Genomic DNA, 25,533 nt, shown 5'->3' on the forward strand with positions numbered 1-25,533 from the left:
GTGACCGGAGGACACCCCTGCGTGGTTGGCGCTGGTTACTGCGTGACGTACTCGGTGTAGTAGATGCCCATGACGGCCTTGACGCCGTCGTGGTCGGTGTAGGCCTCGATGATCTTGGCCTCCAGCGACTCCTTGAGGGCGTCCCGGGCGCCGGTCACGTCGGCCGGCTGGGCCTGGGAGAACGTCGAGATGATCAGGTCGGCGGCCTTGGTGCCGTCTACGCCCCCGCCGCCGTGCCCGTCGCCGGCGGCAGCGCCTTCCTCGGTGATCTCGAGGGCCACCCCGATCTTCAGGTAGCCCCCGCCGGCGAGGTTGACCGCCACCGGCTCGAGGGGGAGGTACGTGCCGCTGGACACCAGCTCGACCTCGGCCTCGGCCTCGCCGGAGCTGGCGAACAGGAAGAAGTACGCGGCGCCCGCACCGGCGAGCAGGACCACGGCGAGCATGAGGAAGAGCTTCTTCTTGCCGCCCTTCGCCTCGGTCTCCTCACCCTCGGCGGGTGCGGTCTTGTCCTTCTTGCTCATTCGAGAACTCCCTTGGGGGCAGCGTCGATGCCCGGCAGGAGGGCGTTGGCCTCTGCCGAGGCATCGGACAGGACGACGACGTCGACCCGTCGGTTGACGGAGAGTGCGGTGGGGTCGGACTCGGGCACCAGTGGCCGGGTCGAGGAGTAGCCGGTGGCGGTCAGACGTCCCTCGGGGACGCCGTCGCCGGCCAGGTACCGCACCACGGTCGTGGCGCGGGTCGCCGACAGCTCCCAGTTCGACGGCCAGGGGCCGCCGCGGGTGACCGGCAGGTGGTTGGCGTGCCCCTCGACGCCGAGCTGGTTGGGCAGCCCGGCCAGGGTGGGGGCGACCGCGCTGAGGATGGCCCGCCCCTCGGGTCGGAGCACGGCCTCCTCGGCGTCGAACAGCACCTGGTCGGCGACGATGTGCACCACCAGCCCGCGCTCGTCGATCTCGTACCGGGCCGCGCCGGCGTACCCGGCGGCGGCCAGCGCGGCCTCGATCCGGTCCCGGGCGGCGGCGAGCTCGTCGTAGGCGGCCTTCGCCTCGGCAGCGATGCGCTCGGCCCGTTCGAGCGCGGCCGCGGCCGCGGCCTGGTCGATCTGGGCCTGCTGCACGGTGGGGTCCAGCGGGATGGCGGAGGCGATGTCGATCGCCCCGGGCAGCCCGTCGAGGACCGAGCCCTCGGGCGTGGGCCCCGGCTGCACGGTGATCGGTCCGCCGAAGGCCTCGGACATGCCCTTGGCCAGGGCGGCGAACTTCTGCTCGTCCACCTTGCTCATCGCGAAGAGCACCACGAACAGCACGAACAGCAGGGTCATCATGTCGAAGGCCGACACCAGCCACCGCTCGTGGTTCTCGTGCTCCTCGTGCTCCTCGTGCTTCTTGCCGCGGCGGCGGCCGTGTCCGGTGCTCACGACCTCACGCCGCTTCCTTGGCGGCCGAACCCGGCGGCACGAGCGAGGTCAGCTTGAGCCGGACGGCGCGGGGGCTGGTGCCCGCCTGGATCTCGGTGATGCCCTCGACCAGCAGCTCCATCTGGGCGGCCTGCAGCTCGCTGACCCGGAGGATCTTGGCGCCCATCGGCAGGAACCAGAAGTTGGCCGCCATGACGCCCCACAGCGTGGCGATGAACGCCGCGGAGACCATCGGGCCGAGCGTCTCGGGGTTGTTCAGGTTCCCCATCACGTTCATCAGGCCGACGATGCAGCCCAGGATGCCGATGGTCGGCGCGTAGCCGCCCATGTTGTTCATGAACTTGGCGGCGACCTTGTCCTCGGTCTTCTTCGCCGCGATCTCGCTCTCCAGGACCGCCCGCAGCTCCTCGGGGTCGGTGCCGTCGATGCCCATCTGCAGGCCGCGCCGCAGGAACGGGTCCTCGATCGCCTTGACCTGCGCCTCGAGCGCGAGCAGGCCCTCCTTGCGGGCCTTCTCGGCGAGGCTGACCAGCGTCTGGATCTGCTCGGTCGGCGGCGGCACCTTCGCCGGCATCACGGCCATCTTGAACCAGCCCCCGACCTTCTTCAGGTCGTCCATCGTCTGGCTGGCCGCCGCAGCACCGAAGGTCGCGATGACGACCAGGACGATCGCCGGCAGGAAGATCAGCGCCGTCGGCGAGACGCCCTCGAGGATCATGAAGACGAACAGGGCGACGATGGAGATGGCGAACCCGATCAGGGTGGCGGGATCCACGGGTCAGCGCTCCTCTCGGATCGGGAAGGGCACCACGGAGGAGTCGTTCGACGGCTGCTCGGGCACCACCGTGCGGTAGGTGCCGCGGTCCATCTCGTAGGAGATGGCGAGGATGCCGGCGCGGTACTCCCGGATCTCCTGCAGGACCTCGTCCACGCTCTCGCGCAGCAGGTACTTCGTGCCGTCCACCAGGAAGGCGACCGTGTCGGGGTGCCCCTCGACCTTCTCGATGAGGTCGGGGTTGAGCGCGAACTGGTCGCCGTTCAGGCGCGTCACACGGATCACGGGTGGTTCCTCTTGCTCGGTGTGGGGTGGGCGGGGGTCGGACATGGACGGGCAGGGAACGGCACTGTGGTCTTCGGCCTCTGGAGGTGGTTCCTTGAGCCGAAAGCCCCTGGCCGGGGGCGTGTGCGGGGCATGGAACGGACGGCCCGGTCACCCTGGCGGGGGACCGGGCCGTCGCGTGACGTCCTGGGGCGGCCTCCCCGGAGGGAGGTCCCTCATCAGCGCTTGAGGTTGACCAGGTCCTGGAGGATCTCGTCGGAGGCGCTGATGACCCGGCTGTTGGCCTGGAAACCGCGCTGCGCCACGATCAGCCCGGTGAACTCCTCGCTGAGGTCGACGTTCGACATCTCCAGCGCACCGGCGTTGAGCACACCCCGGCCGCCCTGGCCCGCCAGGCCGACCATGGCCACGCCGGAGTTGTCCCCGATGCGGAAGGTGGAGTTGCCGGCCTTCGCCAGGCCGCCGGGGTTGTTGAACGAGGCGAGGGCGAGCTGGCCCAGCGGCTGGCGCAGGCCGTTGGAGAAGACGCCCATGATCGTGCCGTCGTTGCCGAGGGTGAAGGACTGCAGCGAGCCCAGGGAGTAGCCGTCGGGCTTCGGGGCCGCGAGGGTGTTGGCGCCCCCGAACTGGGTCAGCCCGGCCAGGGTCATGGTCACGGGGTTGGTCCAGCTGTCGTAGCCGACCGGCGTGAACGGGGCCAGCTCGAAGTCGGGGCCGGCGGGCGTGGTCAGGTTGCCCGCCGCGTCGAAGACCAGGCCGGTGGGGTTCATCAGGACGGTGCCGTCGGCGTGCACGACGCTGACGTTCCAGGTGTTGTCGCCGGTCTTCTCGAAGTTGTAGGCGACCTTCTGCAGCACGCCCTGGCTGTCGTACATGTCGGCGCCGAGCTGGTAGTCGGTCCCCACCTCGACGTCGGAGGGCAGGTTGCCCTTGATCGAGGCGGCGGTGGTCGACGTCGGGTTCACCATCTGGCCGTAGGGCACCGACAGCGGGCCGACCGGGCCGTTGGAGTTCACCGTGCCGTCGGGCTGGGCCATCCAGCCCTGCAGGATCGAGCCGTCGGGGGTGACCAGGTTGCCCCTGGCGTCGAAGTCGAAGGATCCGGCGCGGGTGTAGAGCTGCTCACCGCCCGGTCCCTCGACGATGAAGAACCCGTCGCCCTCGATCATGAAGTCCGTCGAGCGGCCGGTGGACTGGGCGGCACCCTGGGTCCAGTTGGTGGTGATGGCGGCCAGCTTCACGCCCAGGCCGATCTGCGCGGGGTTCGTGCCACCGCGGTCCGCGGCCGGCTGGCCGCCGGCGCGCAGCACCTGCGACAGGGTGTCCTGGAAGACGGTCTGGCTGCCCTTGAAGCCGACGGTGTTGACGTTGGCGATGTTGTTGCTGGTGACGTCCATCTTGGTCTGGTGGGCACGCAGACCGGAGATGGCGGAGAACATCGAGCGGAGCATCGGGGGGTTCCCTTCCGGGTGGGGTCGCTGATCGGGGGCGCGGGGTCAGCCCGCGGTGGTCTGGGCCTTGCCGACGTGGGTGATGCGGCCGAGGGGGACCAGGCGGCCGTCGACGTTGGCCACCGCCTCGACCTTGTCGGAGCCGAGGCGCACCGAGGAGACGACGCCGGTCGTCGCCGCGCCCGAGTCGTCGGTGTAGGTGATGGTCTGGCCGACCATCGCGCCGGCGGCGCTGGAGCGCTGCAGCGCCAGCATCGAGGCGTTCTGCTTCGCGATCTCCGACAGCTTCTCCACCTGGGTGAAGGTCGCCGTCTGCGACATCATCTGGTTGGTGTCCGCCGGGTTGCTGGGGTCCTGGAACTTCATCTGCGCGACCAGCAGCTTGAGGAAGGTGTCCTTCCCCATCTGGTCGCCACGGTCCACGCTGGTCTTGGCCGTGTTCGTGGCGACGGTCGGGGCGGTACCGCTCACTGCGTCCGGCATCGGTCGTCGGCCTCCTTCTCAGACGAGGACGTCCACGCCGGACGACGTGGATCGGTTGGTGGGCCGGGTGGGTCCTTCTCCGCTATCGGCAGCCCGACCCCCCGACCGTGACCGTTCGCCGGCCTGGTTCGGCTGGGCGGCGCGGTCACCGGAGTGCTGCTGGGCCTGCTGCTCGGCGGCGTGCTTGGCCAGCCAGGAGCCACCGGTGTCGGCGTCGACCTCCACGCGGGACGGGCTCAGACCGGCCGCCTCGAGGTCGCGGCGCAGCTCGGGCAGGGCCTCCAGCAGGGCGGCGCGGCCCATGTCGTGGGCGCCGCGCAGGTGCAGGTCGAGGCTGCCCTGGTTGACCGTCAGCTGGACCTCGACGGGGCCGAGGTTCTCCGGGGTCAGGACCAGCGTCATGGTGTGCGAGCCGTTGCCGGCGCTGCTGAGCAGGGCCACCTGGCGGGACACCTGGCCGGAGACCGGCTGGCCGGCGCCGGTCCCCGTCGCCGCGTCCGTCCCGGCCACCGCGGCGGTCGGGGTCACCGTGCCGGCGGCCGGCGCGGAGAGGCTGCCGAGGGGTGCGATCGCGGTCTCGGTGTCCGCGATGCGGGCCCCGTCGACAGGGGCGAGGGGGGCGATGACGGCGGGCTCCTGGCCGCTCCGCCCGTTCCCGGCCGCGGTGTCCTGGCCGGCCGTGGGCACGGCGCCGGCCAGGGCAGCAGCAGTCGTGGTCTCGGGGGTGACGGTCGTCCCGGTCGTCGCGGGCGAACCGTCCCCGGAGGTCGCGGGGACGGCGGCGGCGGTGAGCACGGTGAGCTCGGGAGCGCTCTGCGACGACTGAGCGGCCGGCGGCGCGGCGGTGGCAGGACCCGCGCCGAGGGGGGCCGTGCCCGCGGGAACGGCGCCCGGAGCGGGGGCGGCCGCGGTACCGGGCTGCCCGGCTGCGGTGGCCGCAGCCGGGACGCCACCGAGAGCCGCCGGGACGTCGGTGGGTGCGGCGCCGGCGCCCGGTGCGGCGGGCACGGCGGTGGGGGCCGCGGCCTCGCCGGCGGCGACCGTCCCGGCCGCGACGGCACCCGGTGCGACGCTGCCCACGGCCGGGAGGCCCGGCGCGACGGCGCCCGGGATGCCGGGCCCGGCGTCGGCCGCGACGGCGCCCTGGGTGGCCGTCGCACCGCCGGCGAGCGCCAGCGCCCACAGCGTGGCAGCGACGCTCGCCGCGGTGGCGTCGACGGCCGGTGCGGCAGCCACCTCCTCGGGCAGCTGGCCCTCGGTCCCACCGGCCTGCTCCCCGGGGGACTGCTGACCGCCACCGCCGCAGGTGGCGTCACGGACGGGGCCGCGGCCGCCGGCCAGCGCGCCGTCCAGCGCGGAGGCGAACGGTGCGGCGCTGTCGGTGGACGTGGCGCCGGACGTGGCGGCGGGGGTGGCGCGGGCCGCGGGGGCGGCGACGGTCACGGGAGCTGTCATCGGTAGGCCTCTGCCTTGCTCATCACGGAGCGGACGTAGTTCTGGGTCTCGGGGAAGGGCGGGATGCCCCCGTGGCGCGCCACCGTGCCGGGACCGGCGTTGTAGGCCGCCAGCGCCAGGTCGGTGGAGCCGAACTGCTTGGTCAGTGAGCTGAGGTACTTCGCGGCGCCGTCGATGGCCGAACCCGGGTCCATGGGGTTGACGCCGAGGCCCTTCGCGGTGGCCGGCATGAACTGCATGAGCCCCTGCGCCCCGGCGGGCGAGACGGCGGAGGTGTCGAAGTTCGACTCCTGCTTGGCGACGGCGGCCAGCAGCGAGGGATCGACCCCGTGCTTGGTCGCCGCCCGCGTGAACAGGTCGGCGTAGGGGACGCCGGCCAGCGCGCCACCGCTGGCCGCGGCGGCGACGGGAGCGGCGTCGGGCAGGACCCGGCGGATCACCGAGGGGTTGCCGACCGCCTGCACCTTCACCGACTCGCCCGGCTGCGGGGCGGCGACCATCTGGCCGTTGCCGATGTAGATGCCGACGTGGTCGATGCCGGGGCGGTCGCTGGAGTGGTCGAAGAACACCAGGTCGCCGGGGCGGGCGGCGTCCAGGGACGCGACGGCCCTGCCGGCGGTGGCCTGCTGCGAGGAGGTGCGCGGCAGCTCGACACCGAGGTTGCCGTACACGAGCTTGGTGAAGCCGGAGCAGTCCAGCCCCTTGCTGGGATCGGTGCCGCCCCAGACGTAGGGCACGCCGATGTACTTCTGCGCCTCGCTGACCACGGCGCTCTCCGAGGCGGTGCCTCCGGTGCTCGTCGCGTAGCCCGCCGACGACGTGCCGGTCAGCCCCGCGGCGCCGGCGGCCGAGGACCAGGCTGCCGACGTCGCGGTGGTGGCCTGCGCGGTGAAACGGGCCTGGATCTCGCCGATGCGGGCCTGGACCGCGCTCAGTCCGTCCATGCCTGCTCCTCCCCGGTCGAGGACGCGCGCCCTGCGCGTCCGGTGACCAGGTCATCGGCAGCCCGTTCCTCCGCCATGTCCATCGCGTGCTGCTGGGCCTCCCGGTGCCGCTCGGCGAGCCGCTCGAGCGCCTTGGTCCGCTGGGCGGCCGCGGTCCACTCCGCGCGGACCGCCTCCGCCTGCTCGGCCTGGGCGACGGCCCACGACCGGGCCTCGGACGCGTCGGTCGCGGCGGTGCGCAGCAGCACCATGGCCGCGACGAACGTCCCGGCCGGGAGCGCTCGAGGCATGGTCGACGCGCTGAGTGCCGTCTCGTACTCGGTGGCGCGGCGGTCGGCCTCGGCTGCGGCGTTCATGGCGGCGGCGGCCGCGGCGGCCGCGGCGCGCTCCTCGGTGCGGCGCAGCTCGAGGACCGGCTGCAGCCGGAACTTGCCCTGCTTCACGCGGCCCGCACGATCCGCTGGAGCCAGCCCCAGGCCTCGGCGGCCGACGTCGACTCACCGAGCGGCTGCTGCAGGAACGCGTCGATCTGGGGGGCCAGCTGCCGCGCGCGGTCGACCAGCGGGTCGCTGCCGGCCTGGTAGGCGCCGATCTCGATCAGCTCGCGGACGTCGCGCAGGGCGCCCATGAGCCGGCGGATCTCGCGGGCGTCGGTCATCTGGGCCGGTGGCACGACAGCGCCGGCGACGCGCGAGATGGACTCCAGCACGTCGATGGCGGGGAAGTGGCCGACCGTGGCGAGCTTGCGGGTGAGCACGATGTGCCCGTCGAGGATCGAGCGGGCGGTGTCGGCGATCGGCTCGTTGTGGTCGTCGCCCTCGACGAGCACGGTGTAGAGCCCGGTGATGGAGCCGACGGCGCCGGTGCCGGCCTTCTCCAGCAGCTGGGGCATCATCGCGAAGACGCTCGGCGGGTAGCCCCGGGTGGCCGGCGGCTCGCCCGCGGACAGGCCGACCTCGCGCTGGGCCATGGCGGTGCGCGTGATCGAGTCCATGAGGAGCAGCACGTCGCGGCCCTCGTCGCGGAACGCCTCGGCGATGCGGGTGGCGACGAACGCGGCCTTGAGGCGCACCAGCGGCGGCTCGTCGGAGGTGGCGACGACGACGACGGTGCGGGCCATCCCCTCCTCGCCGAGGTTCTCCTCGATGAACTCGCGGACCTCCCGGCCTCGCTCGCCGATCAGCCCGATGACGCGGACGTCGGCGTCGGTGCCCCGGGTGATCTGGGCCATGAGGCTGGACTTGCCGACGCCGGAGCCGGCGAAGATGCCGAGGCGCTGGCCCTTGCCGCACGGCACCAGGGTGTCCAGGGCGCGGACCCCGAAGGTGAGGGGCTCCTCCACGCGGGTGCGGGAGAGGGCGTGGGGGGTCTCGGTGGCCAGGTCGACCCAGGAGACGCGGCTGCCCAGCGGCGGGCCGCCGTCGACGGGACGGCCGAGCCCGTCGAGCACGCGGCCCAGCAGCGCCTCGCCGACCGGCACCTGCAGGGGGCGTCCGGTGGCGCGCACCGGAGCACCGGCGTGCACGCCGGACAGGCCACCGAGCGGCATGCAGGTGAGCCGGTCGCGGCCGACGGCGACCACCTCGGCGAGCAGGGGCGCGTCGGTGGGGTTGACCTCGACGAGGTCGCCCACGGCCGCGCTGACGCCGTCCACGGTGAGGGTCAGCCCCATGGCGCCGGTGACCGAGCCGGTCACCTGCGGGCGGGCCGCCAGGCGGGCGCGCTCGAGCATCGTGGGGGGCACCGTCACGAGCCGAGCACCGCCTGCACGCGCGCCAGTGCCGAGCCGAGCTGGGCGTCGATCCGGCGGGGGCCCGACTCGGCGATCGCGCCGGCCCGCTCGACGGACGGGTCGGCCACGACCCGGACGGAGCCGGGGATCTCGGCGAGCGCCTCGGCGGGCACCTCGGCCAGGTCGTCGGGGTGCAGCCGCACGACGGCGGGGGCGTCGACCGGGCAGAAGGTGAGCGCCCGGCGGACCGCGTCCATGGCCGGGTCCTGGGCCAGCTGCAGCTCCCGGCCGAGCAGGTCCTCGAGAAGGGTCTGCACCGTGCCGATGATCGAGTCGCGGATGTCGTCGGCGACCGGAGCTGCGGTCTCCTCCAGTTGGCGCGCGGCCGCACCGAGGGCGGCCGTGGCCGACACCAGGCGGCGCTCCCAGCGCGCCTGCACCTCGGCCAGCCGCCGCTCGGCGGCGCGCTCGGCCTCGGCCACGACGGCGTCGGCGGCGATCAGGCCCTCGGCGTGGCCGGCGGCGAACCCCTCGGCGTGCGCGCGGGCCCTCAGCCGCTCGAGTTCCTCGGCGTACACGTCGCCGAGCCGGAACGAGGGCCGCCCACCGGCGACCGGCTGGTCCTCGGCGCGGCGGGTGGTGGTGCGGCGCTCGACGGGGGAGACCTGCACCGGGCCGGTGGCGATGGGGCCGATGCCCACGGGGGCGGGGGACGCCGGAGCCGGTGCGGCCGGCGCGGTCGGGGCCGCCGCCAGGGCGGCCGCGAAGGCCGCGGTGGCCGCGACCGGCAGCTCCTCCACCGAGGGCGGGGAGGCCTGCGCCGGCACGGCCGACGCGAGCGCACGCTCGGCCATGACCTCCCGGTAGGGCCGGGCCTGCGCGGCGGAGCCACCGCGCAGGACCGCGCCCTCCCGGGGCGGCCGGTGGCCCGGTTCGGTACCCCGGTCCGCTCCCCGCGCGTCCCGCACCGCGATGCTCCCGCGGCCGGCGGCGTCAGGCGCCGTCCTCTGGCGCGACTCCGCGCGCCGGTCCGCTCCTCGCTCGCTGGCGCTCACTGCGATGCTCCCGGCGCTGTCGTCACGCGACGAACTCATCGTCGCCACCGCGCGAGATGGTCAGGACACCCTGCTCCTCGAGGGTGCGGATGACACCCACGACCTTGGCCTGCGCCTCCTCGACCGTGCGGGTGCGCACCGGGCCGAGCATCTCGATCTCCTCGGCGAGGTTCTCGGCGGCACGCTCGGAGAGGTTCCGCTGGACCTTGTCGCGGACGTCGGGCCGGACGCCCTTGAGGGCGGTGGCCAGGTCGTTGGCCTCGACCTCGCGCAGCACCAGCTGCAGGGACCGGTCGTCGATCGTGACGATGTCCTCGAAGACGAACATCTGCGCGCGGACGGCCTCGGCCAGCTCCGGGTCGCTGTTGTCCAGCCATTCCAGGATGGAGCGCTCGGTGGGCCGCGGCGAGCGGTTGATGATCTCGACGAGGGTCTCGACACCGCCCACGGTGGTCATGTCCTGGTGCGCCAGGATCGAGCCCATCCGGCGGCCGAGCTCCTCCTCGACCAGCCGCACCATCTCCGGGGACGTCCGGTCCATGGTGGCGATGCGGTGGGCGACCTCGGCCTGCTGCTCCGGCACGAAGCCGGACAGCACCTCGGCCGACTGCGCCGCCGTGAGGTGGGCGAGCACCAGCGCGATGACCTGCGGGTGCTCGTCCTTGAGGAACGTGACGAGCTGCCGGACGTCGGCGTTGCGGAGCGAGGCGAACGGCACCTCGGTGTAGACGACGTTGAGCCGGGACAGGATGCCCTCGGCCTTGTCCTGGCCGAGGCCGGCGGCGAGGATCTCGCGGGCGAACTCGACACCGCCGCGGCCCACGAACTGCTGGGCGGTCATCAGGCCGTGGAACTCGCGCATGACCTGGTCGACGTCGTCGAGCTCGACGGAGCCGAGCTTCATCAGCTCCCGGGTCAGCGCCTCGACCTCGCGCGGGCGCAGCTGGGCCAGCAGGACGCCGGCCTCCTCCTTGCTCATCTGGGCGAGGAAGACGGCGGCCTTGCGCAGGCCGGGCAGGTCTGGGCGGGGCGGGGCGGCGACGGCGGCGGTGGGGATGCTGGCCAGGGTCATGCGGTCACCTCGCTGGCGCTCGGCGTCCGCATGCCCATGGGTGCTCTGCTCATTCCTGAGCTCGCAAGCTCGTTCACGACTTGTTCTCGCTCAACCAGCCGCGCAGCATGGCCGCGACCTCGTCCGGACGCTCGCTGACCATCGAAGAGATCTCTCCCCGCACCTTCGCGCGCTCGGCTGCCTCGAGTTCCATCGCGGCGTTGTCGACCGCGATCTCCTCGCGGGTGCTGGCCACCCGGAGCCGGTCCAGCTCGGCGAGCATGTCGTCGTCCAGTTCGAGGGGCTCGTAGTCCTCGTCGTCGTCGTCCTCGCGGCGGCGGGAGCGCAGCCACACGATCAGGACGACCAGGGCGATGCCGGCCGCGATGCCGCCGGTGCGGATCATGGACCACATCTGCTCGCTGGCCTCGGCCTCGCGGGCGGCCTCCATGGCGGCGGCCGCCGCGTCGGCCGCGGTGGCGTCGAACGGCATGGCCGCGACGGTGATGTCGTCGCCGCGGGCCGGGTCCAGGCCGACGGCGGTGGTCATCAGGTCGGTCATCTGCTGCTGGTTCAGGTTGCCGGCGACCTCGTCGTTCATCACGACGGAGACGGTGAGCCGCTGGAGCTCGCCCGGGGCGCCCTCGATGACCTCGACGGTCTTCCCGACGGCGTTGTTGGCCGTCGTGGACTCCTTCTCGTAGTTCGACTGGCCGCCGCCGACGTTGTTCGCGGCGTCGGGCATGTTCTCCGGGCCGAGGATGCCGCCGACAGGGGCACCTCCACCGGTGTAGGTCTCGGTGTCCCGCTGCTCGGAGACCGGGGGAGTGCCCTCGTCGTAGTTGTACGTCTCCGAGGTGGTGTTGCGCTTGGAGAGGTCGACGTCGGCGCGCACGGAGACGACGGAGTTGTTGGGGCCCACGACCTGGTCGAGGATCTTCTGGGCGTTGGCGGCCAGCCGGTTCTCGTACTCCTGCTCGACCTGGGACCTGGCGTCGCCCGCCGCGGCGGACATGCCCTCGCCGGCGGCGGAGAGCACCCGCCCGCTGGCATCGGCGACGGTGACCTGGTCGGGGTCCATGCCCTGGATGCTGGAGGAGACCAGGTTGGTGACCGCCTGGATCTGCTCCCCCGACAGCGCGGTGCCGGGGCTGAGCGCGAGCAGCACCGAGGCGGTCGGCTCGGCCTTGTCGGTCACGAAGACCTCGTCCTCGGGCAGTGCCACGTGGACGACGGCGTCGTTGACGCCGGCCAGGGACTCCAGGGTCTTGGAGAGCTCGCCCTCGAGGGCGCGCTGGTAGGTGACCTGCTGCTGGAACTCGCTGGTGGTGATGCCCTGCTGGTCCAGCAGCGCGTACCCGGTGTCCGCACCGGCCGGCAGGCCCTTGCCGCTCATGCTCAGCCGCAGGTCGTAGACCGCGTCCTTGGCGACCATGATCGTGGCCCCGCCGTCGGCGAGCTCGTAGGCGACGCCCTGGGCGTTGAGCTCGTCGACGATCGCGGAGGCGTCGGAGGAGGCGAGGTTGGAGAACAGCGGGGCCTGGGTCGGGGTGGTGATCCAGCTGTAGAAGAAGAACCCGCCGAGACCCAGCCCGGCGAGCAGGAGGCCGATGACGACCTTCTGCCCGAGGCTGATCGTGTCGAACGTGGAGCGGGCACGCTCCAGCGTCCCGGCGAGTGCCGACTTCATCAGATCTGCATCCTCATGATCTCGTTGAAGGCCGCGACGGCCTGGTTCTTGATCGTCACGACCATCTCGGTCGCCAGGCCGGACTCAGCACTGGCGATCATGTAGTCGTGCACGTCCTTCAGGTCGCCGGTGGCGGCCTGGACTGCGAGGTCGGAGGTCACCTTCTGGGTGGCCTGGAGCTTGTCGAAGGTCGTGGCCAGGACGGCGGCGAAGCCGTCCGCGCCCTCGACCGCCGGGGTGCCGCGGGTGCTGCCGGCGACGCCGGTGACGGCGCCGATCCCGACGGGCGTGATGCCGCCGAGGGGGATAGTCATCAGCGCTTCCCGAGCTGGAGGGCAGCCTGGTAGGCGTTGGTGGCCCGCTCCACGACGGCCAGGTTCGCCTGGTAGCCGCGCTGGGCCATCATCATGTGGGTCATCTGGTCGCCCAGGTCGATGTCGGGGTACTTGACGTAGCCCTCGGCGTCGGCCAGCGGATGGTCTGGCTCGTAGACCATGCGGCCCTCGGGGTCCCCGAACTCGGCCCGAGCGACGCGGACGCCGCCCTCGCCGGAGCCGTAGTCCACGGCCTGGGCCACGACGAGCCGCGCCTGGAAGGCGTCCTCGTCGGTGCGCCGCACCGTGTTGATGTTGGCGATGTTGTCGGCGGCGGCGTCGAGCCACTTCCGGTGGGTCATCAGACCGGACTGGGAGATGCTCAGTGCCTGGAACATGCTCATGGTCAGGACGTCCTCAGGGCCGTGCGCATCGAGTTGTACTTGCCGTCGAGCGCGTTGAGTGCCAGCTGGTAGCGCAGGCCGGTCTCGGTGGCGATGACCGTCTCCGCGTCCAGGTTCACGTTGTTGCCGTTGGTGTTGGTCGGCTCCATCGACCGCGCGGTGCTGCCGCCCGAGATCTCCGGGGTGGACCCACTGCGGACGGCGCTGCGGAGCGAGGACTCGAAATCGGTCCGCCCGGCCAGGAAGCCGGGGGTGTTGACGTTCGCGATGTTGTCGGCGGTGACGCGCTGCCGCTGCGCGAGGCCGGCGAGCGCGGCCTTGAGGACCGGCGTGCCGACGTCGCCGATCATCGAGCGGCTCGCCGACGGGTGGAGCAGGACACGATCGACCTCCGGGTAGGCGGAAGAGCACTCGCGAGCGAGTGCGGGGCCGCCGATCCGTGGCGAAGTGTGGTGCTGTCCGTGCAGAACCTTCATCGGCACCGCGCGGAAGCGGGTTGACCCCCGGTCGGTGAAACGGGTGACGGCAGTGGCCCGAGGAGGTCGCCGGGACGTGATCGCACCCGTGTGACTCGTGGTGCCTGGCGCCCGCCGCGGAACTGCAGGTCAGCGGGGTGCGGCCGGTGTGACCCGTGGGGCGCACGTGCCGGCGGCGGGCGTCGGCCCGTCCCGGGCGGACGGGCTCCCGTCCCGGCGGGGGAGGCGGGTCGGTGCGCGGGCCCGGACGAGGGCACGACGGGGCCGGCGCGGACGCGACAGCGCCCCCGCTCCGGGGGGAGCGGGGGCGCTGGGGGAGGTGGGGGAGGTGGGTCGGTCAGAGGGCCCGGTCGATGAACGCGGCCGTGGGGCGGCTCGGCGCGTAGGACATGCGGGCGGCGAGGTCGCGCTGCCGCTGGGACTGCATGATCCGTTCGACGAGCTCCTCGGCCACCGCGAGCTGGTGCTGCAGCAGCCTGGCGGCGCGCTCCCGGAGGTCGTCGGGGAGGGGGCCGAGGCTCGACGGCGGCACCCAGTCCTCGGTGCGGCGGCCCCACGAGGCGATCTCCTCGTGCCGCCCGTGCGCGATGTTCTGCTCCGCGGCGACGACCTCGCCCTCGAGGTGGGTGAGCACCGAGGCCCAGTCCACCGGGCCCGGCGCGCCCCCGTCGGGTGCGGCCGGACTCTGGGTCACGAGACCGCGCCGGCCAGCGAGGCGGCGGCCTGGCGCCACGCGTCGCGCAGGGGCTCGACCACCTGACGGCAGGAGGCGATGCGGTTGGTGTCGAGCTTGATGTTGGCCTGCTGCATCTCGCTGATCAGCCAGTTGTAGAGGGCCGCCAGGCGCGGGCCGCCGTCCCAGACGTCGACGCGCAGGCTGGCGAGCAGCTCGTAGACGATCGCCTGGGCGTGCTGCAGCTGCTCGCTGGCCTCCTGGCGGTCGCCCGCGGCGACGGCGCGCTGCGCGCGCTCGAGGTCGAGGGCCAGGCGGTCGTAGAGCATCACCAGCACCTGCTGCGGCGAAGCGGTCGCGACCGAGTCGCCGAGGTAGCGGGCGCGGAGGGAGGCGGCACTCATCGTGGGATCTCCTGGAACGAGGGGGCGGTGCGAGCGGACGTGATCAGCCCAGCGCGTTGATCTGGCCGGCCAGCCAGGTGGACTGGTTCTTCAGTGAGCTCAGCGCCGTCTCCATGGCGGTGAACTGGCGGGTGAGGGTCTCGCGGCGCTTGTCCAGCCGCAGATCCCACGCGTCGATGCGGGCCTTGAGGTCCTTGGCCTGCGAGTCCTGGCCGTTGGCCAGGGAGACCAGGGTCCCGGTGGTGGAGTCGGAGGCGTTCTTCGCCACCTGCGCGAGGCGCCCGGCGATGCCGGTCACCGCCGCGACGTCGTCGGTCCCGCCGGGCACGCCGTCGGCACCGTTGGAGGCGGGGGTGCCGAGGATGATCCGCTTGGCCAGGTCGGGCTGCTCCTGGAGGGCGGTGACGAACTTCGACTTGTCGAAGCTGACCTTCCCGTCCTTGGTCAGCGAGAGGCCGACCACCGACGGCGCACCGCCGGGCCCGACGGCGGTGGACACCGCGTCGAGCAGCTGGCCGGTGAGCTGGCCGACCGAGAAGTCGCCCCGCAGCGCAGCGGTGCTGCCCTTGGCGTTGTTCGTGTAGTCCTTGACCGTGCTCACGGCGGCGTTCACCGCGTCGACCAGCGCCTGGATCTGCCCGGCGACCGCGTCGTCGTTGTTGCCGACCGAGATGGTGACCGGGGCCGTGGAGTCGGCCTTGGTGACGGTGACCGACAGCCCGGGCATGAGGTCGGTGAAGGTGTTGGTCGAGGAGGAGGCGGTGAAGCCGTCGCCGAACTTGATCGAGGCGTCCTTGCCGGCGGCGAGGGTGGTGAAGCTCGACCCCGCGCTGATGTCGTCCTCGGTCGCGGTCTTCACGTAGAAGCTGCCGTCGGCACCGGATGTGGTGCTGGTCAGCTGCAGGGTGTACTTGTCGGTGCCGAGCTTGACGATGGAGGCGGTGACGCCCTTGCCGGCGTCGTTGATCGCCTTCGCCGCGTCGGTGAGGGTGGCACCCGCGGGGATGTCGATGGTGCCGGCCAGGCTGCCGTCGGAGCTCTTGCGGATCTCGATCGGCCAGGCCGGCTGGGCGGCGGACCGGGCGTCGGCCGTCGGCGAGCTCCAGGTGCTGGAGCTCATCTGAACGTGGGTCGAGGCCAGGCTCTCGACGGTGAAGGTGACCTTGCTGCCCGGGACGGCGGTGGCGGTGGCGGTGGCGGTGGCCGCGGAGCTGCTGCTCGACGCGGTGCGGGCGCTGGCCAGGGCCTCGGGGGTGAGCTTGGCGGCCGCGGTGGTGATCGCCAGGAAGGTCGTGTTGACGGTGCGGTAGGCCGAGGCGGCGTTGTTCGTGGCGGTCAGGCGGGTCTTCAGCGCTGCCTGCGACGCGCCCTCGGCGGAGACGAGCTTGTTGATCAGGTCCGTGGTGCCGAGTCCGGAGACCAGGCCGTCGACGCTCATGCCTGCCATGCGGTTCCTCCTGGTCTGCTTCGGGGGCGGGTGTGAGTGAGGGGGGAGGCCGCAGGGCCTCCCCCCTCACCCGGGTGGTGCTGAGGTCTTCCTCAGCTACTCAGCTGGGATCAGCGGAGCAGCGAGAGGACACCCTGCGAGGCCTGGTTGGCCTGCGCGAGCATCGAGGTACCGGCCTGGGACAGGATCTGGTTCCGGGTGAACTGGACCATCTCCTGCGCCATGTCGGCGTCACGGATGCGGCTCTCCGACGCGGTCAGGTTCTCGACCGAGACGTTGAGGTTGTTGATCGTGTGGTCGAACCGGTTCTGCAGCGCACCCAGGTCGGCGCGCGTGGTCGAGACCGTCTTGATGGCCGCGTCGATGTCCTTCAGAGCCTTGGTGGCACCAGTGCTCTGGGTGAAGGTCAGCTGCTTGGTGGCCAGCTCGTCGGCCGTGAGGCCGTTCCCCGGGGTGGGGCCGGTGAACACGAACGTGCCACCGGTGCCCGAGGCCGCCGTGACGTCCCCACCGAAGGTGTTGGTGAGGGCGGTGTTCAGGGCGGTCATGCGGGCGGCGCTACCGGCGGTGGCGTCGTAGCTGACCGACGACAGGTCCAGGGACTTGCCGTTGAGGGTCAGCGTGCCGTTCAGCTTGGCGAAGTCCTCGGCCAGGCCGGAGTTCGCCGTGGCGGCGGCAACGGTGACCGTGGCCGCGGTGTTGGAGGCCGAGGCCGACGTCGCCGCGACCGTGGTGGCGGTGATGCCCTGCGCGGTCTTGGTGACGTCCACGCCGCTGACACCCAGGCCGGAGGCACCCATGGCGGTGCTGATCTTGACCTGGATCTGCTCGCCGGCGTTGGCGCCGACCTGGAACTTGCCCTCGTACTTGCCGTCGAGCAGCTTGGTGCCGTTGAAGGTCGTCGTGTCCGAGATGCGGGTCAGCTCGTTCTTGAGCTGGCTCATCTCCGACTGGATGTTCTTCTTGGCGTCGGCGTTCAGACCACCGTCGTTGCTGGCCTGGACCGTCAGGTCGCGCATGCGCTGGAGGATGCTGTGCGTCTCGGTGAGCGCACCTTCAGCGGTCTGCACGACCGACACGCCGTCCTGGGTGTTGCGGACGGCGACCTTGAGACCACCGATCTGGGAGCGCAGGCCCTCAGAGATGGCGAGACCGGCGGCGTCGTCGGCCGCGCGGTTGATGCGGAAGCCCGAGGAGAGCTTCTCGAGCGACTTGCTCATCTGGCCATCGGTGATGGACAGGTTGCGGTAAGCGTTGAGCGCCGCGATGTTGTTGTTGACGCGCAGACCCATGGTGATCCTCCTTGGACGGGGTCGTACTGGGGGTTCCCGCTGCATCCGTGCTGCGGGCCGTGCATGGACTACTACGGCCGGGGGCCGGGGGGACTTGAGGCGAACGGGTCAGAAAATGACCCGTGTTCGTCAGATCGGGTGTGTCCCGCGCGTCACGCGTACCGGCGGCGGCTGCCGGCCCGGTTGTCCAGCGCCTGCTGCCAGGCGCCGACCCACAGGTCGACGGTGTGCTCGGTGAGGTGGGAGGCCAGCACCGTCTCGCGGGCGGCGATCGCCTGCTCCGTCCGGCGGTCGCGGTCGCGGATCAGCGAGGTGAGCGCCTTGGCCCAGTCCTTCGGCGACTTCGCGCGCCAGCCGAGGCCGAGCCGCTCGTAGTCGGCGGTGGCGGACCGGACGAACGGCACGCCCCGCGCGGCGTACTCCAGCGCCTTGAGCCAGCTCTTGCAGGTGTTGAACCGGTCGATGCGCAGCGGGGCGAGGCCGAGGTCGAAGTGCTCGCCGATCGCCCGGGTGTAGGCGTCCACGCCCTCCACCCACGGCACCTCGGCAGGCTCCTCGGACAGCCGCAGCCGCTCCCGGGCGTCACCCACCTGGCCGATCACGGTGAACCGGCTGCTCCCGCGAGTGGCGTCGAGCGCCTGCTGCAGGCCCGACCCCATCTCCTGCAGGTCGTAGGGGTGGCTGTACACGCTGCCGGTCCAGCCGACGGTGACGACGCCGGGCTCGCGCTCGTAGGCCGGCGGGAGCTCGGCGACGCGGCGCGGGACGGCGTTGGGCACGACCACACCGCGACGGTGCGGGGCGTACTCCTCCAGCAGCGCGGGCGTCGTCGTCGTCACCAGGTCGGCGGCGCGGGCGCACTCGGCGGCCTTGCGGCCCATGCCCTTGCGGACCAGCGCCTGGTGGGCGAGGTGCCCGTAGGGGACGGCGGAGAGCAGGTCGTCCATCTCGACGACGACGGCGACGCCCTTGGCCTGGAGGACCCGGATCGTCTGCAGCATGGCGTCGGTCTTGGGCAGCTGGAGGACCACGACGTCGGCGTCGCGGGCGTCGGCGTCGTACACCTCCGGCTCGCTGCCGTCGGTCGGCCGGGTCATCGTCGTGGTGATGCCGCGGGCGGTCTCGATCTCGATGCCGAGCCCGGCCTCCCTGATGGCCCGGACGGGCTCCCGGACGCGGTAGTAGTCCTGGGCGTCCTGCCCGTTGTGCATCACTAGGACCTTCATGAAGAGCAGACCTCTCAGGCGGGTGGCCCCTCGAGGGGCTGGAGTTCGTTCGGGAGTGCGGGGCGGTCAGGCGGGGCGGCGGGACGCCTCGTTCTCCGGCGTCAGCCAGCGGGCGCGCTGACGGGGGAGCGGCGGGGCCGTCGGAACGGCGGCCGGGGGAGTGGCAGCGGCCGGGGACGTGGCGGCGGCCGGGGCAGTGGCGGCTCCGGGACGGCCGGTCAGCCGCTCCAGGTAGCTGCGCTGCTGGTTGCGGGCCCGGACCCCGCCGGCGGCCGGCACCGGGGTGCCCTCCCAGATCTCGCCCATCGCGGCGTGCAGCAGGGTCAGCGCCCGCGCACGCATCTGCGAGACGCGCGACAGGGTGACCCCGAGGTCTTCCGCGATGTCGGTCAGGGATTCATCACCGAAGAAATTGCGCTCGATGACCTCGTCCAGGCGATCGGGCAGCGCGCGGATGGCCTCGTGCAGGTGGCGGGCCCGTTCGCCGCGCAGGAGTGCGCGCTCGGGCGACTCGCCGGTGTCGGGCAGGTCGAGGGAGGTGCCGTCCGGCCCGGACTCGGCGTCGATGCTCACCATGACGGCGCGGTGGACGTCGACCTGCAGGTGGTCGAGCTCGCTGCGCGGCACCCCGAGCCGGTCGGCCAGCTCCTCCCGCGTGGGGGGCCGGCCGAGGCTGATGGTCAGCGCGTCGGCGGCGGCGTCGGTGCGCCGCGCGGCCGCCCGCACCGATCGGCTCGCCCAGTCACCGGAGCGCAGCTCGTCGAGCACGGCGCCCTGCAGGCGGGCGAGTGCATAGGTGGCGAAGGAGGCGCCGGCCGTGGGATCGAAGCGGCGGGCGACCTCGACGAGGGCCACGTGCGCGCAGGACAGCAGGTCCTCGCGGCTGACGTGGCTGGGCAGCGAGATGCGCGAGGCCACCGCGTTGACGGCGAAGGCGGCCAGTGGCAGGTGCTCGGTCACGAGCGCATCCACCTCCGCCGGGGACCGCCCCGGGACCGGGGCGGGCACCCGGCCGTTCTGGGGTCGTTCACGCAGCGGCCGGTCGTGCGCGGACCGGTCACGCAGGGAACGCTCGGTCGCGAGGGATCGGACTGGGGTCACGTCCGTATCTCTCGGCGGGCCGGGGCGTGGTCGGCACCACCCGTCGGCAGATTTCCGGGCGAACTTGAGCGCCAGTTCCGCGCTTCGGCTCAACCCCCCTCGAACGGGTGCCGATGGCAGCTCCGACAGCGGTTCCGTGCCCGGCCCTCCGGTCGGGCCGGCCGCGGGACGACGAGCGAGACGACGGAAGGCGGTGGACGGAGTGGACTACCAGCACCTGTCGACGTTGCTGTGGCGGGAGCAGGAGCTCCTGGACCTCCTGCTGTTCAAGGCCGAGGAGAAGCAGTACCTGATCCTCTCCGGCAAGACGCGCTGGCTGCAGCGCATCGCCCACGAGATCGAGGTCGTGCTCGACCAGCTGCGCACCCTCGAGGTGGAGCGCGCGGCGGCCACCGAGATCGTGGCCCAGCACCTGGGCATCGGCACCAACCCCTCGCTGCGGCAGGTGGCCGAGGTGGCTCCCGCCCCGTGGAACGACCTCTACGCCAAGCACCACGAGGCGCTGCTCGTGCTCGTCACCGAGCTGCGCAGCCTCTCCGACGCCAACCGCGAGCTGATCGAGGGTGGCCTGTCGGCCATCGGCGACGCCCTGCTGCAGGTGCGCACCCCCTCGGCCGGCACCTACGGCGCCACCGGCCGTCACTCCGACGGCACCTCCCGCGCCGTGACCCTGGACGGAGCCCTGTGAGCGAGCTCGCGAGGTCACCGATGAGCACAGCAGCCCTGCGAACGCAGACGACGAGCGCCAGTGAGGAGACCAGGTGAGCACCTTCTCCGGACTCAACGCCGCCACCACCGCCCTCTGGGCGAACCGCCGGGGCCTCGACGTCACCGGCCAGAACATCGCCAACGTCAACACCGACGGCTACTCCCGCCAGCGGGTCGACTTCAACGCCATCGGCGGCAGCGCCGTCCCGGCGTTCTTCTCGACCAGCAGCGGCATCGGCCAGGGCGTCAACGCCGACGACGTCATGCGCATCCGGGACGCCTTCCTCGAGGGCCGCGGGCACACCGAGCACGCCAACCACACCCGCCTCGTGGCCGAGACCGACTCCTACGAGCTGATCGAGCAGGCCTTCCGGGAGCCCGGCACCACCGGCATCCAGAAGATGCTCTCCGAGGTGTGGAGCGGCTGGCAGGACGTCGCCAACAACCCCGCCGACACGGCCGCCCGCGGCCAGGTGCTCAAGCGGCTGGAGACGCTGGCCGGCGGCCTGCACTTCAGCCAGGAGCAGCTCGGCGGGCAGTGGACGCAGACGCGGGACAACCTCTCCGTGCTCGTCGACGACGTCAACGCCGCCGCGAACACCATCGCCTCCCTCAACGTGGCGATCCAGCGGGCCACGCAGAGCAACCTGCCCGCCAACGACCTGGCCGACCAGCGCGACGTCCTGGTCATGAAGCTGGCCGACCAGATGGGCGCCACGGTCCGCCACGGCAAGGACGGCCTGCTCGACGTCGTCGTCGGCGGGATGACCCTGGTGTCCGGCGGCTCGGCGACGAAGTTCGAGCTGAAGGGCTCGATCGACCCGGACACGACCGGCACCGACCCGCTGCGGATCACCACCTCCGTCGGAGACTTCAGCGTGCGCGTCGGGGGCACCGCCGGCGGCCAGCTCAATGCCCTGAACACGATCATCCCCGGCTACCGCGGCCAGCTCGACTCGCTCGCGGCCGGCCTGGCGACGGCCATGAACACCGCGCACAGCGAGGGTTACGACCTCACCGGCACGGCCGGCGGGCCGGTGTTCGGCACCGCCGACGGCAGTCCGATCACCGCGGCCAACATCACCGTGATGATCACCAGCGGCGACCGGATCGCCGCGTCCGGCGTGCCGGGGGGCCCGAACCTCGACCGCAAGAACGCCGACAAGCTCGCGCAGCTGGCGACCACGGCCGGCGTCGACGCCGGCTACCGGAAGATGATCGTCGAGCTGGGCGTCCAGTCGGCGGTGTCCCAGCGCAACCTCGACATCCAGGGAAGCATCACCACCACGGTCGACGCCGCGCGCGAGTCCGTCGCCGGCGTCAACCTCGACGAGGAACTCACCAACATGCTCTCCTACCAGCAGGCGTACGCGGCCGCGGGCCGCATGATCACCGCGCTCGACGAGGCGCTCGACGTGCTGATCAACCGCACCGGGCTCGTGGGGCGCTGATCGGGATGCGGATCACCCAGCGCGCCGTCGCGCTCACCAGCCTCCAGGGCCTCAACCGGAACCTGGACTCCCTGGGCAGGCTGCAGGAGCAGCTCACCTCCGGGCGGATGCTCAACGCGCCCTCGGACTCGCCGACCGGCACGAACCGCGCCATGCAGACGCGGGCCGACCAGGACGCGACGGCCCAGTACGCGCGGAACATCTCCGACGGGCAGAGCTGGCTGAACCAGACCGACTCGACGCTGCGCCAGATGCTCGACGTGACCCGCAAGGTCCGCGACCTGACGGTGCAGGGCTCCAACAGCGGTGCCATGTCGGACTCCAGCCGCAAGGCCCTGGCCACCGAGACCGCGGCCCTGCGGGAGAGCCTGCTGGGGCTGGCCAACACCACCGTCGCGGGGCGGCCGATGTTCGGCGGCATCACCGCGGGGCAGCGGGCCTACGACTCCGACACCGGCGCCTACCTGGGCATCGCCGGCCCGGGGACCGAGATGGCGCGCCGGGTGTCCAGCACCGAGTCGGTCCGGGTCGACATCTCCGGTCCGGAGGCCTTCGAGGCGGGTGGGAACGACCTGTTCTCCCTCGTCGCCCGGATCGCCGGCAACCTCGAGAACGCGCCCGACGCGCTGGAGACGGACCTCGCCGACCTCGACCTGGTCATGGACCGGATGAAGTCGGGGGTCGCCGACGTCGGTGCCCGCTCGGCGCGCATCGACCGCGAGGCGCAGATCACCATGGACCAGGGCCTCGCACTGGACTCCCGCCTGGCCGAGGTGGAGAACATCGACCTGCCGAACACGATCATGAAGCTGCAGATGCAGCAGACCGCCTACCAGGCGGCGCTGTCGGCCACGGCCAAGGCGATCAGCCCCACGCTGATGGACTACCTGCGCTGATGTCCGCACCCACCACCACCGCCCCGGTCGCCGGGCCGGCGACGACGACGGCACCGGCTCCGCCCCCGGTCCAGGTGCTGTCCTTCGCCGAGCCGGTGCCGGGCTTCCCCGGCCACCGGGACTACGTCCTGGTCCCCGGGGACACCGCCGGCCTGCTCTTCTGGCTGCAGTCCGTCGCCCCCGACGGCCCGCGGTTCCTGGCGGTGCCGGCCCGGGAGTTCTTCCCGGACTACCGGCCGGTGGTGCCCGCGGCGGTCCGCGCGGAGCTCGGTCTGGACGACGCCTCCCAGGCGCAGATCCTGTGCCTGGTCAGCGTGCCCGGCGGCGATGCCGCCGAGGCCACCGCCAATCTCCGTGCCCCGGTGGTCGTCGCCCCCTCGACGCACCGGGCCCGGCAGGTCGTGCAGACCGACTCGTCCCTTCCTCTTCGGCGGCGCCTGCGCCGATAACCTCTAGAGCGCCGCTCCCGCAGCGGCCCACGCCCGCACCGGCGGGCACTGCCAGGACGGCCATCACACACCCATGGAGGGGTACACGTGCTCACACTCACCCGCAGCGTCGGTGAGACCATCCGCATCGGCGACGACATCGAGATCCACGTCGTCGAGGTGCGGGGCGGAACCGTGCGACTGGGCTTCAAGGCCCCGCGCGAGGTCGCCATCCACCGCGAAGAGGTCTACCGGCAGATCGCCGAGGCGAACCTCCTCGCCGCGCAGGTCACCGCGGACACGCTCGGCGCCCTCGCCGCGTTCGCGCCGACGGCCCCTGCCACGGAGGCCCCGGCGGGCGAGGAGCAGCCGGCCACGGCCGCGGGACAGGACGCACGGACGGCGCGCCGGATCGACTGACAGAACTGCACCAGCACGAGGGGTCATCCCTCGTCATACCGTGCCAAGTTGACGGTCACACCAGCTGACCAGGCTGCGACACAGGCAACTATTGCCGAAGCTTCGGTCTCACAACTGCGTCAGACACAGCGAGTTGTGTGCCGTGTTCGGGCCGTGCATGCGGCAGATTTCTCCCCAAGCAAGTGACAGGGGGCGATCAACATGGCACGCAACGCATTCACTACTTCGGTGGCCGGCGACCAGACCGGTGAGTCGGAGTCCGTGGTGGTCCACGTGCAGCTGCGACCGCGACGCGGCGCCACGCGCAAGTGCCTGGCGGCGCTGGCGACGCTGGCCGCCGAGCACGAGGACGTGGCCGTCACCGTCACCGGGCTGAGCAAGGACGACCGCGTCGTCCGCGTGACCGTGGGCATCGACCTCGGTCCGCGCACCGCGATCGCGAAGTTCTCGCCGCAGGCGCAGGCGGCCTACGCCTTCGTGTCGGCGATGTTCACGTCGCTGTACGACCACATGCCCGTCTACACCGCCGAGCCCAGCGCCGCCGAGCGCGCGGCCGCCACGGCGATGTTCGACCGTCTCGCCGCGGGCACCGCCCGCGTCGAGGACCTCGTCGCCGACCTCGGCGACGCCCTGCCCGGCACGTCGGCACCTGCGGTTCAGGTGCCCACGCCTCGCCTCCCCGGTGCCGGGGAGCGCATCTCGGCCTGACGGCCTCCCGTGCACTACGGGGTTCCGGCTTCCCGGGACCCCTTTCTTCCCCGTACTGCCAGGAGTACCGATGCCCGACCGCTTCCCGTCGGAGATCCCGACGACCGCCGACGACCGATCCCGCATCCGCCAGCCCCTCGTGTTCGGGGGCATCCCGGAGGCCGAGGGGTGGGCGCTCGCGCCCATCACCCCGCGCGACCGGGTGCACTTCCGCACCGACCAGGAGCTGTCCCTCGCGACGTTCCGCAGCGAGCTCCCCGCGGGCGTGACGGTCAGCTACGACCACGGTGACGGCCTCTACCGGGTCGACGGCGCCTGCGGCTCGGCTGCGGTGCTGGCCGACTGGGTGAAGGCCTGGTGCGCCGGCGCGGGTATCACCACGATCGGCCTGCGCGCCGAGACCGACGTCCGTCGCCGGGCTCCCCGGGACCTGCCGCCGGAGTTCCTCGCGGACCTGTGCCGGCACTACGGGCCGGTCAGTCTCAAGCGGCTGCAGCGGAACATGAGCACCATCCGGCTGCACCTCCCGGACCCCGACGACCTCGGTCAGCAGGTCTTCGAGTGGGTCCTCAAGGCTGTCGCGCAGTACGACGAGACCAAGTCGGTGCCGTTCGGGGCCTTCCTGGCCACCCAGCTCTCCAAGTGGGTGCACGACCTGGGTCGCAACGCCCACGGGCGGACGGCCGCGGACACCGAGCACAAGCAGCAGAAGGCGGTCGCGGCCTTCATGGCCGAGCACCAGCGGCGGCCCACCGAGAAGGAGCTGGCCGCCTACATGGGGCAGTCGGTCGCAACCCTGCGGAAGAACTCGCAGACGGTGGCCACGCTCAACGGCCTGCGGAACCTCCAGTCGCTGGACGGCACGCCGGACGCCACCGAGGTGCTGCTGCCCGACTCCTCGGAGGCCCCCGACGAGATCATGGGGGAGGCCGAGCAGACGCTGCTCTCGCACGCCCTCACCGCCGCCTGCGCGCCGGACCCCGAGGCCCGCCGGGACCAGCGCGCCGGGCAGCCCAACGTGCTCGGCTGGGCCACCTGGTACCTGACCACGTGGGGTGGGCAGACCAAGACGCAGCTGTCGTCGGACCTCAACACGTCGGTGCGCAACATGAACGTCTACGCCGACCGGGTGGAGAAGTCCCTCAAGCACCGCCTGGCCGAGCTCGCCGACTGACAGTGAGGATGTAGGCGAGCCCCGCAGCGGTCGTTCCTGACTCAGCGACTGACTGACCTCGGGTCTT

Annotated in this window: 29 protein-coding genes; 7 read left to right on the forward strand and 22 right to left on the reverse strand. The window is 72.3% G+C overall.

Translation table 11 applies throughout. The features are described from left to right. Positions 1–35: 35 nt before the first annotated feature. The 22 genes from GCU60_RS07135 to GCU60_RS07240 form a co-directional block, all read right to left on the reverse strand. On the reverse strand, positions 36–524 hold the full coding sequence (locus tag GCU60_RS07135; protein ID WP_163203605.1) for a flagellar basal body-associated FliL family protein: 489 nt from the start codon (positions 522–524) through the stop codon (positions 36–38). Next, positions 521–1,423, reverse strand: a complete 903-nt coding sequence (locus tag GCU60_RS07140) for a flagellar motor protein MotB (RefSeq protein WP_163203607.1) — start codon at positions 1,421–1,423, stop codon at positions 521–523. The genes GCU60_RS07135 and GCU60_RS07140 overlap by 4 nt, the downstream gene beginning before the upstream one ends. Positions 1,424–1,427: 4 nt before the next feature. Then, entirely contained in the window at positions 1,428–2,198 is a 771-nt protein-coding gene (locus GCU60_RS07145; RefSeq protein WP_163203609.1) for a MotA/TolQ/ExbB proton channel family protein, read from the reverse strand. A gap of 3 nt (positions 2,199–2,201) precedes the next feature. After that, the gene (locus tag GCU60_RS07150; RefSeq protein WP_163203611.1) at positions 2,202–2,483 is read right to left on the reverse strand and encodes a flagellar FlbD family protein; all 282 of its coding nucleotides are present in this window, start codon (positions 2,481–2,483) and stop codon (positions 2,202–2,204) included. A gap of 218 nt (positions 2,484–2,701) precedes the next feature. Then, positions 2,702–3,922: a flagellar hook protein FlgE gene (locus tag GCU60_RS07155; RefSeq protein ID WP_239520563.1), complete on the reverse strand. Its 1,221-nt coding sequence runs from the start codon at positions 3,920–3,922 to the stop codon at positions 2,702–2,704. A gap of 57 nt (positions 3,923–3,979) precedes the next feature. Beyond that, positions 3,980–4,417 (reverse strand): flagellar hook assembly protein FlgD, encoded by a 438-nt coding sequence (locus tag GCU60_RS07160; protein WP_204261580.1) that lies wholly within the window; start codon positions 4,415–4,417, stop codon positions 3,980–3,982. An 18-nt stretch (positions 4,418–4,435) separates the two neighbouring features. Then, positions 4,436–5,872 (reverse strand): flagellar hook-length control protein FliK, encoded by a 1,437-nt coding sequence (locus GCU60_RS07165; protein ID WP_163203615.1) that lies wholly within the window; start codon positions 5,870–5,872, stop codon positions 4,436–4,438. Continuing rightward, positions 5,869–6,816: a transglycosylase SLT domain-containing protein gene (locus GCU60_RS07170; protein ID WP_163203617.1), complete on the reverse strand. Its 948-nt coding sequence runs from the start codon at positions 6,814–6,816 to the stop codon at positions 5,869–5,871. Before GCU60_RS07170 ends, GCU60_RS07165 begins: the two co-directional genes overlap by 4 nt. After that, positions 6,804–7,259, reverse strand: coding sequence for a flagellar FliJ family protein (locus tag GCU60_RS07175; RefSeq protein WP_163203619.1), 456 nt, complete (start codon positions 7,257–7,259; stop codon positions 6,804–6,806). Before GCU60_RS07175 ends, GCU60_RS07170 begins: the two co-directional genes overlap by 13 nt. After that, the gene (locus tag GCU60_RS07180) at positions 7,256–8,566 is read right to left on the reverse strand and encodes a FliI/YscN family ATPase (protein WP_345770452.1); all 1,311 of its coding nucleotides are present in this window, start codon (positions 8,564–8,566) and stop codon (positions 7,256–7,258) included. Before GCU60_RS07180 ends, GCU60_RS07175 begins: the two co-directional genes overlap by 4 nt. After that, positions 8,563–9,402, reverse strand: a complete 840-nt coding sequence (locus tag GCU60_RS07185; RefSeq protein ID WP_163203621.1) for a FliH/SctL family protein — start codon at positions 9,400–9,402, stop codon at positions 8,563–8,565. The genes GCU60_RS07180 and GCU60_RS07185 overlap by 4 nt, the downstream gene beginning before the upstream one ends. Positions 9,403–9,625: 223 nt before the next feature. Further along, a complete protein-coding gene (fliG, locus tag GCU60_RS07190; protein ID WP_163203623.1) occupies positions 9,626–10,675 on the reverse strand; it encodes a flagellar motor switch protein FliG in 1,050 nt (349 codons plus the stop codon). Between the two features lie 73 nt (positions 10,676–10,748). After that, positions 10,749–12,344 (reverse strand): flagellar basal-body MS-ring/collar protein FliF, encoded by a 1,596-nt coding sequence (fliF, locus tag GCU60_RS07195; RefSeq protein WP_163203625.1) that lies wholly within the window; start codon positions 12,342–12,344, stop codon positions 10,749–10,751. After that, on the reverse strand, positions 12,344–12,658 hold the full coding sequence (locus GCU60_RS07200; protein ID WP_163203627.1) for a flagellar hook-basal body complex protein FliE: 315 nt from the start codon (positions 12,656–12,658) through the stop codon (positions 12,344–12,346). Before GCU60_RS07200 ends, fliF begins: the two co-directional genes overlap by 1 nt. Beyond that, positions 12,658–13,062, reverse strand: coding sequence for a flagellar basal body rod protein FlgC (gene flgC, locus GCU60_RS07205; RefSeq protein WP_163203629.1), 405 nt, complete (start codon positions 13,060–13,062; stop codon positions 12,658–12,660). Before flgC ends, GCU60_RS07200 begins: the two co-directional genes overlap by 1 nt. Before the next feature lie 2 nt (positions 13,063–13,064). Beyond that, positions 13,065–13,412 (reverse strand): flagellar basal body rod protein FlgB, encoded by a 348-nt coding sequence (locus tag GCU60_RS07210; protein WP_163203631.1) that lies wholly within the window; start codon positions 13,410–13,412, stop codon positions 13,065–13,067. Between the two features lie 463 nt (positions 13,413–13,875). Beyond that, complete coding sequence (locus GCU60_RS07215; RefSeq protein WP_239520565.1) at positions 13,876–14,232, reverse strand: hypothetical protein; 357 nt, start codon at positions 14,230–14,232, stop codon at positions 13,876–13,878. Next, on the reverse strand, positions 14,229–14,615 hold the full coding sequence (gene fliS / locus GCU60_RS07220) for a flagellar export chaperone FliS (RefSeq protein WP_163203633.1): 387 nt from the start codon (positions 14,613–14,615) through the stop codon (positions 14,229–14,231). The genes GCU60_RS07215 and fliS overlap by 4 nt, the downstream gene beginning before the upstream one ends. Before the next feature lie 43 nt (positions 14,616–14,658). Continuing rightward, complete coding sequence (fliD, locus tag GCU60_RS07225) at positions 14,659–16,062, reverse strand: flagellar filament capping protein FliD (RefSeq protein ID WP_163203635.1); 1,404 nt, start codon at positions 16,060–16,062, stop codon at positions 14,659–14,661. A gap of 110 nt (positions 16,063–16,172) precedes the next feature. Next, a complete protein-coding gene (locus GCU60_RS20965; protein ID WP_163203637.1) occupies positions 16,173–17,354 on the reverse strand; it encodes a flagellin in 1,182 nt (393 codons plus the stop codon). 152 nt (positions 17,355–17,506) lie between these two features. Next, positions 17,507–18,580, reverse strand: coding sequence for a glycosyltransferase family protein (locus GCU60_RS07235; RefSeq protein ID WP_163203639.1), 1,074 nt, complete (start codon positions 18,578–18,580; stop codon positions 17,507–17,509). A gap of 66 nt (positions 18,581–18,646) precedes the next feature. Continuing rightward, positions 18,647–19,540 carry a sigma-70 family RNA polymerase sigma factor gene (locus GCU60_RS07240; protein WP_345770454.1) on the reverse strand — a complete coding sequence of 298 codons (894 nt, stop codon included), beginning with the start codon at positions 19,538–19,540 and terminating at the stop codon, positions 18,647–18,649. A gap of 334 nt (positions 19,541–19,874) precedes the next feature. Here GCU60_RS07240 and GCU60_RS07245 point away from each other — a divergent pair, with 334 nt between their 5' ends. The 7 genes from GCU60_RS07245 to GCU60_RS07275 all read left to right on the forward strand — a co-directional run bounded on the left by GCU60_RS07245 (position 19,875) and on the right by GCU60_RS07275 (position 25,466). Beyond that, positions 19,875–20,369 (forward strand): flagellar protein FlgN, encoded by a 495-nt coding sequence (locus tag GCU60_RS07245; protein WP_345770455.1) that lies wholly within the window; start codon positions 19,875–19,877, stop codon positions 20,367–20,369. Positions 20,370–20,442: 73 nt separating this feature from the next. Further along, the gene (gene flgK / locus GCU60_RS07250; protein ID WP_163203643.1) at positions 20,443–21,840 is read left to right on the forward strand and encodes a flagellar hook-associated protein FlgK; all 1,398 of its coding nucleotides are present in this window, start codon (positions 20,443–20,445) and stop codon (positions 21,838–21,840) included. A 5-nt stretch (positions 21,841–21,845) separates the two neighbouring features. Further along, positions 21,846–22,736 carry a flagellar hook-associated protein FlgL gene (flgL, locus tag GCU60_RS07255; protein WP_163203646.1) on the forward strand — a complete coding sequence of 297 codons (891 nt, stop codon included), beginning with the start codon at positions 21,846–21,848 and terminating at the stop codon, positions 22,734–22,736. Beyond that, complete coding sequence (fliW, locus tag GCU60_RS07260) at positions 22,736–23,185, forward strand: flagellar assembly protein FliW (protein ID WP_163203648.1); 450 nt, start codon at positions 22,736–22,738, stop codon at positions 23,183–23,185. The genes flgL and fliW overlap by 1 nt, the downstream gene beginning before the upstream one ends. Positions 23,186–23,272: 87 nt before the next feature. Further along, positions 23,273–23,584, forward strand: coding sequence for a carbon storage regulator CsrA (gene csrA / locus GCU60_RS22055; protein ID WP_430537410.1), 312 nt, complete (start codon positions 23,273–23,275; stop codon positions 23,582–23,584). Between the two features lie 201 nt (positions 23,585–23,785). After that, the gene (locus tag GCU60_RS07270) at positions 23,786–24,292 is read left to right on the forward strand and encodes a hypothetical protein (protein WP_163203650.1); all 507 of its coding nucleotides are present in this window, start codon (positions 23,786–23,788) and stop codon (positions 24,290–24,292) included. A 70-nt stretch (positions 24,293–24,362) separates the two neighbouring features. Beyond that, on the forward strand, positions 24,363–25,466 hold the full coding sequence (locus tag GCU60_RS07275; protein WP_163203652.1) for a flagellar biosynthesis protein FliA: 1,104 nt from the start codon (positions 24,363–24,365) through the stop codon (positions 25,464–25,466). Positions 25,467–25,533: the final 67 nt, after the last annotated feature.

This window comes from Blastococcus saxobsidens, from assembly GCF_010682065.1.
Lineage (GTDB): Bacteria > Actinomycetota > Actinomycetes > Mycobacteriales > Geodermatophilaceae > Blastococcus > Blastococcus saxobsidens_B.

What these genes read in the sequence shown, in the direction of transcription:
- GCU60_RS07135 (WP_163203605.1), bottom strand. Translation starts at nt 524, where the DNA reads ATGAGCAAGAAGGACAAGACCGCACCCGCCGAGGGTGAGGAGACCGAG.
- GCU60_RS07155 (WP_239520563.1), bottom strand. Translation starts at nt 3,922, where the DNA reads ATGTTCTCCGCCATCTCCGGTCTGCGTGCCCACCAGACCAAGATGGAC.
- GCU60_RS07160 (WP_204261580.1), bottom strand. Translation starts at nt 4,417, where the DNA reads ATGCCGGACGCAGTGAGCGGTACCGCCCCGACCGTCGCCACGAACACG.
- GCU60_RS07165 (WP_163203615.1), bottom strand. Translation starts at nt 5,872, where the DNA reads ATGACAGCTCCCGTGACCGTCGCCGCCCCCGCGGCCCGCGCCACCCCC.
- GCU60_RS07170 (WP_163203617.1), bottom strand. Translation starts at nt 6,816, where the DNA reads ATGGACGGACTGAGCGCGGTCCAGGCCCGCATCGGCGAGATCCAGGCC.
- GCU60_RS07185 (WP_163203621.1), bottom strand. Translation starts at nt 9,402, where the DNA reads ATGGCCGAGCGTGCGCTCGCGTCGGCCGTGCCGGCGCAGGCCTCCCCG.
- fliG (WP_163203623.1), bottom strand. Translation starts at nt 10,675, where the DNA reads ATGACCCTGGCCAGCATCCCCACCGCCGCCGTCGCCGCCCCGCCCCGC.
- fliF (WP_163203625.1), bottom strand. Translation starts at nt 12,344, where the DNA reads ATGAAGTCGGCACTCGCCGGGACGCTGGAGCGTGCCCGCTCCACGTTC.
- GCU60_RS07200 (WP_163203627.1), bottom strand. Translation starts at nt 12,658, where the DNA reads ATGACTATCCCCCTCGGCGGCATCACGCCCGTCGGGATCGGCGCCGTC.
- flgC (WP_163203629.1), bottom strand. Translation starts at nt 13,062, where the DNA reads ATGAGCATGTTCCAGGCACTGAGCATCTCCCAGTCCGGTCTGATGACC.
- GCU60_RS07210 (WP_163203631.1), bottom strand. Translation starts at nt 13,412, where the DNA reads ATGATCGGCGACGTCGGCACGCCGGTCCTCAAGGCCGCGCTCGCCGGC.
- fliS (WP_163203633.1), bottom strand. Translation starts at nt 14,615, where the DNA reads ATGAGTGCCGCCTCCCTCCGCGCCCGCTACCTCGGCGACTCGGTCGCG.
- fliD (WP_163203635.1), bottom strand. Translation starts at nt 16,062, where the DNA reads ATGGCAGGCATGAGCGTCGACGGCCTGGTCTCCGGACTCGGCACCACG.
- GCU60_RS20965 (WP_163203637.1), bottom strand. Translation starts at nt 17,354, where the DNA reads ATGGGTCTGCGCGTCAACAACAACATCGCGGCGCTCAACGCTTACCGC.
- GCU60_RS07235 (WP_163203639.1), bottom strand. Translation starts at nt 18,580, where the DNA reads ATGAAGGTCCTAGTGATGCACAACGGGCAGGACGCCCAGGACTACTAC.
- flgL (WP_163203646.1), top strand. Translation starts at nt 21,846, where the DNA reads ATGCGGATCACCCAGCGCGCCGTCGCGCTCACCAGCCTCCAGGGCCTC.
- fliW (WP_163203648.1), top strand. Translation starts at nt 22,736, where the DNA reads ATGTCCGCACCCACCACCACCGCCCCGGTCGCCGGGCCGGCGACGACG.
- GCU60_RS07270 (WP_163203650.1), top strand. Translation starts at nt 23,786, where the DNA reads ATGGCACGCAACGCATTCACTACTTCGGTGGCCGGCGACCAGACCGGT.
- GCU60_RS07275 (WP_163203652.1), top strand. Translation starts at nt 24,363, where the DNA reads ATGCCCGACCGCTTCCCGTCGGAGATCCCGACGACCGCCGACGACCGA.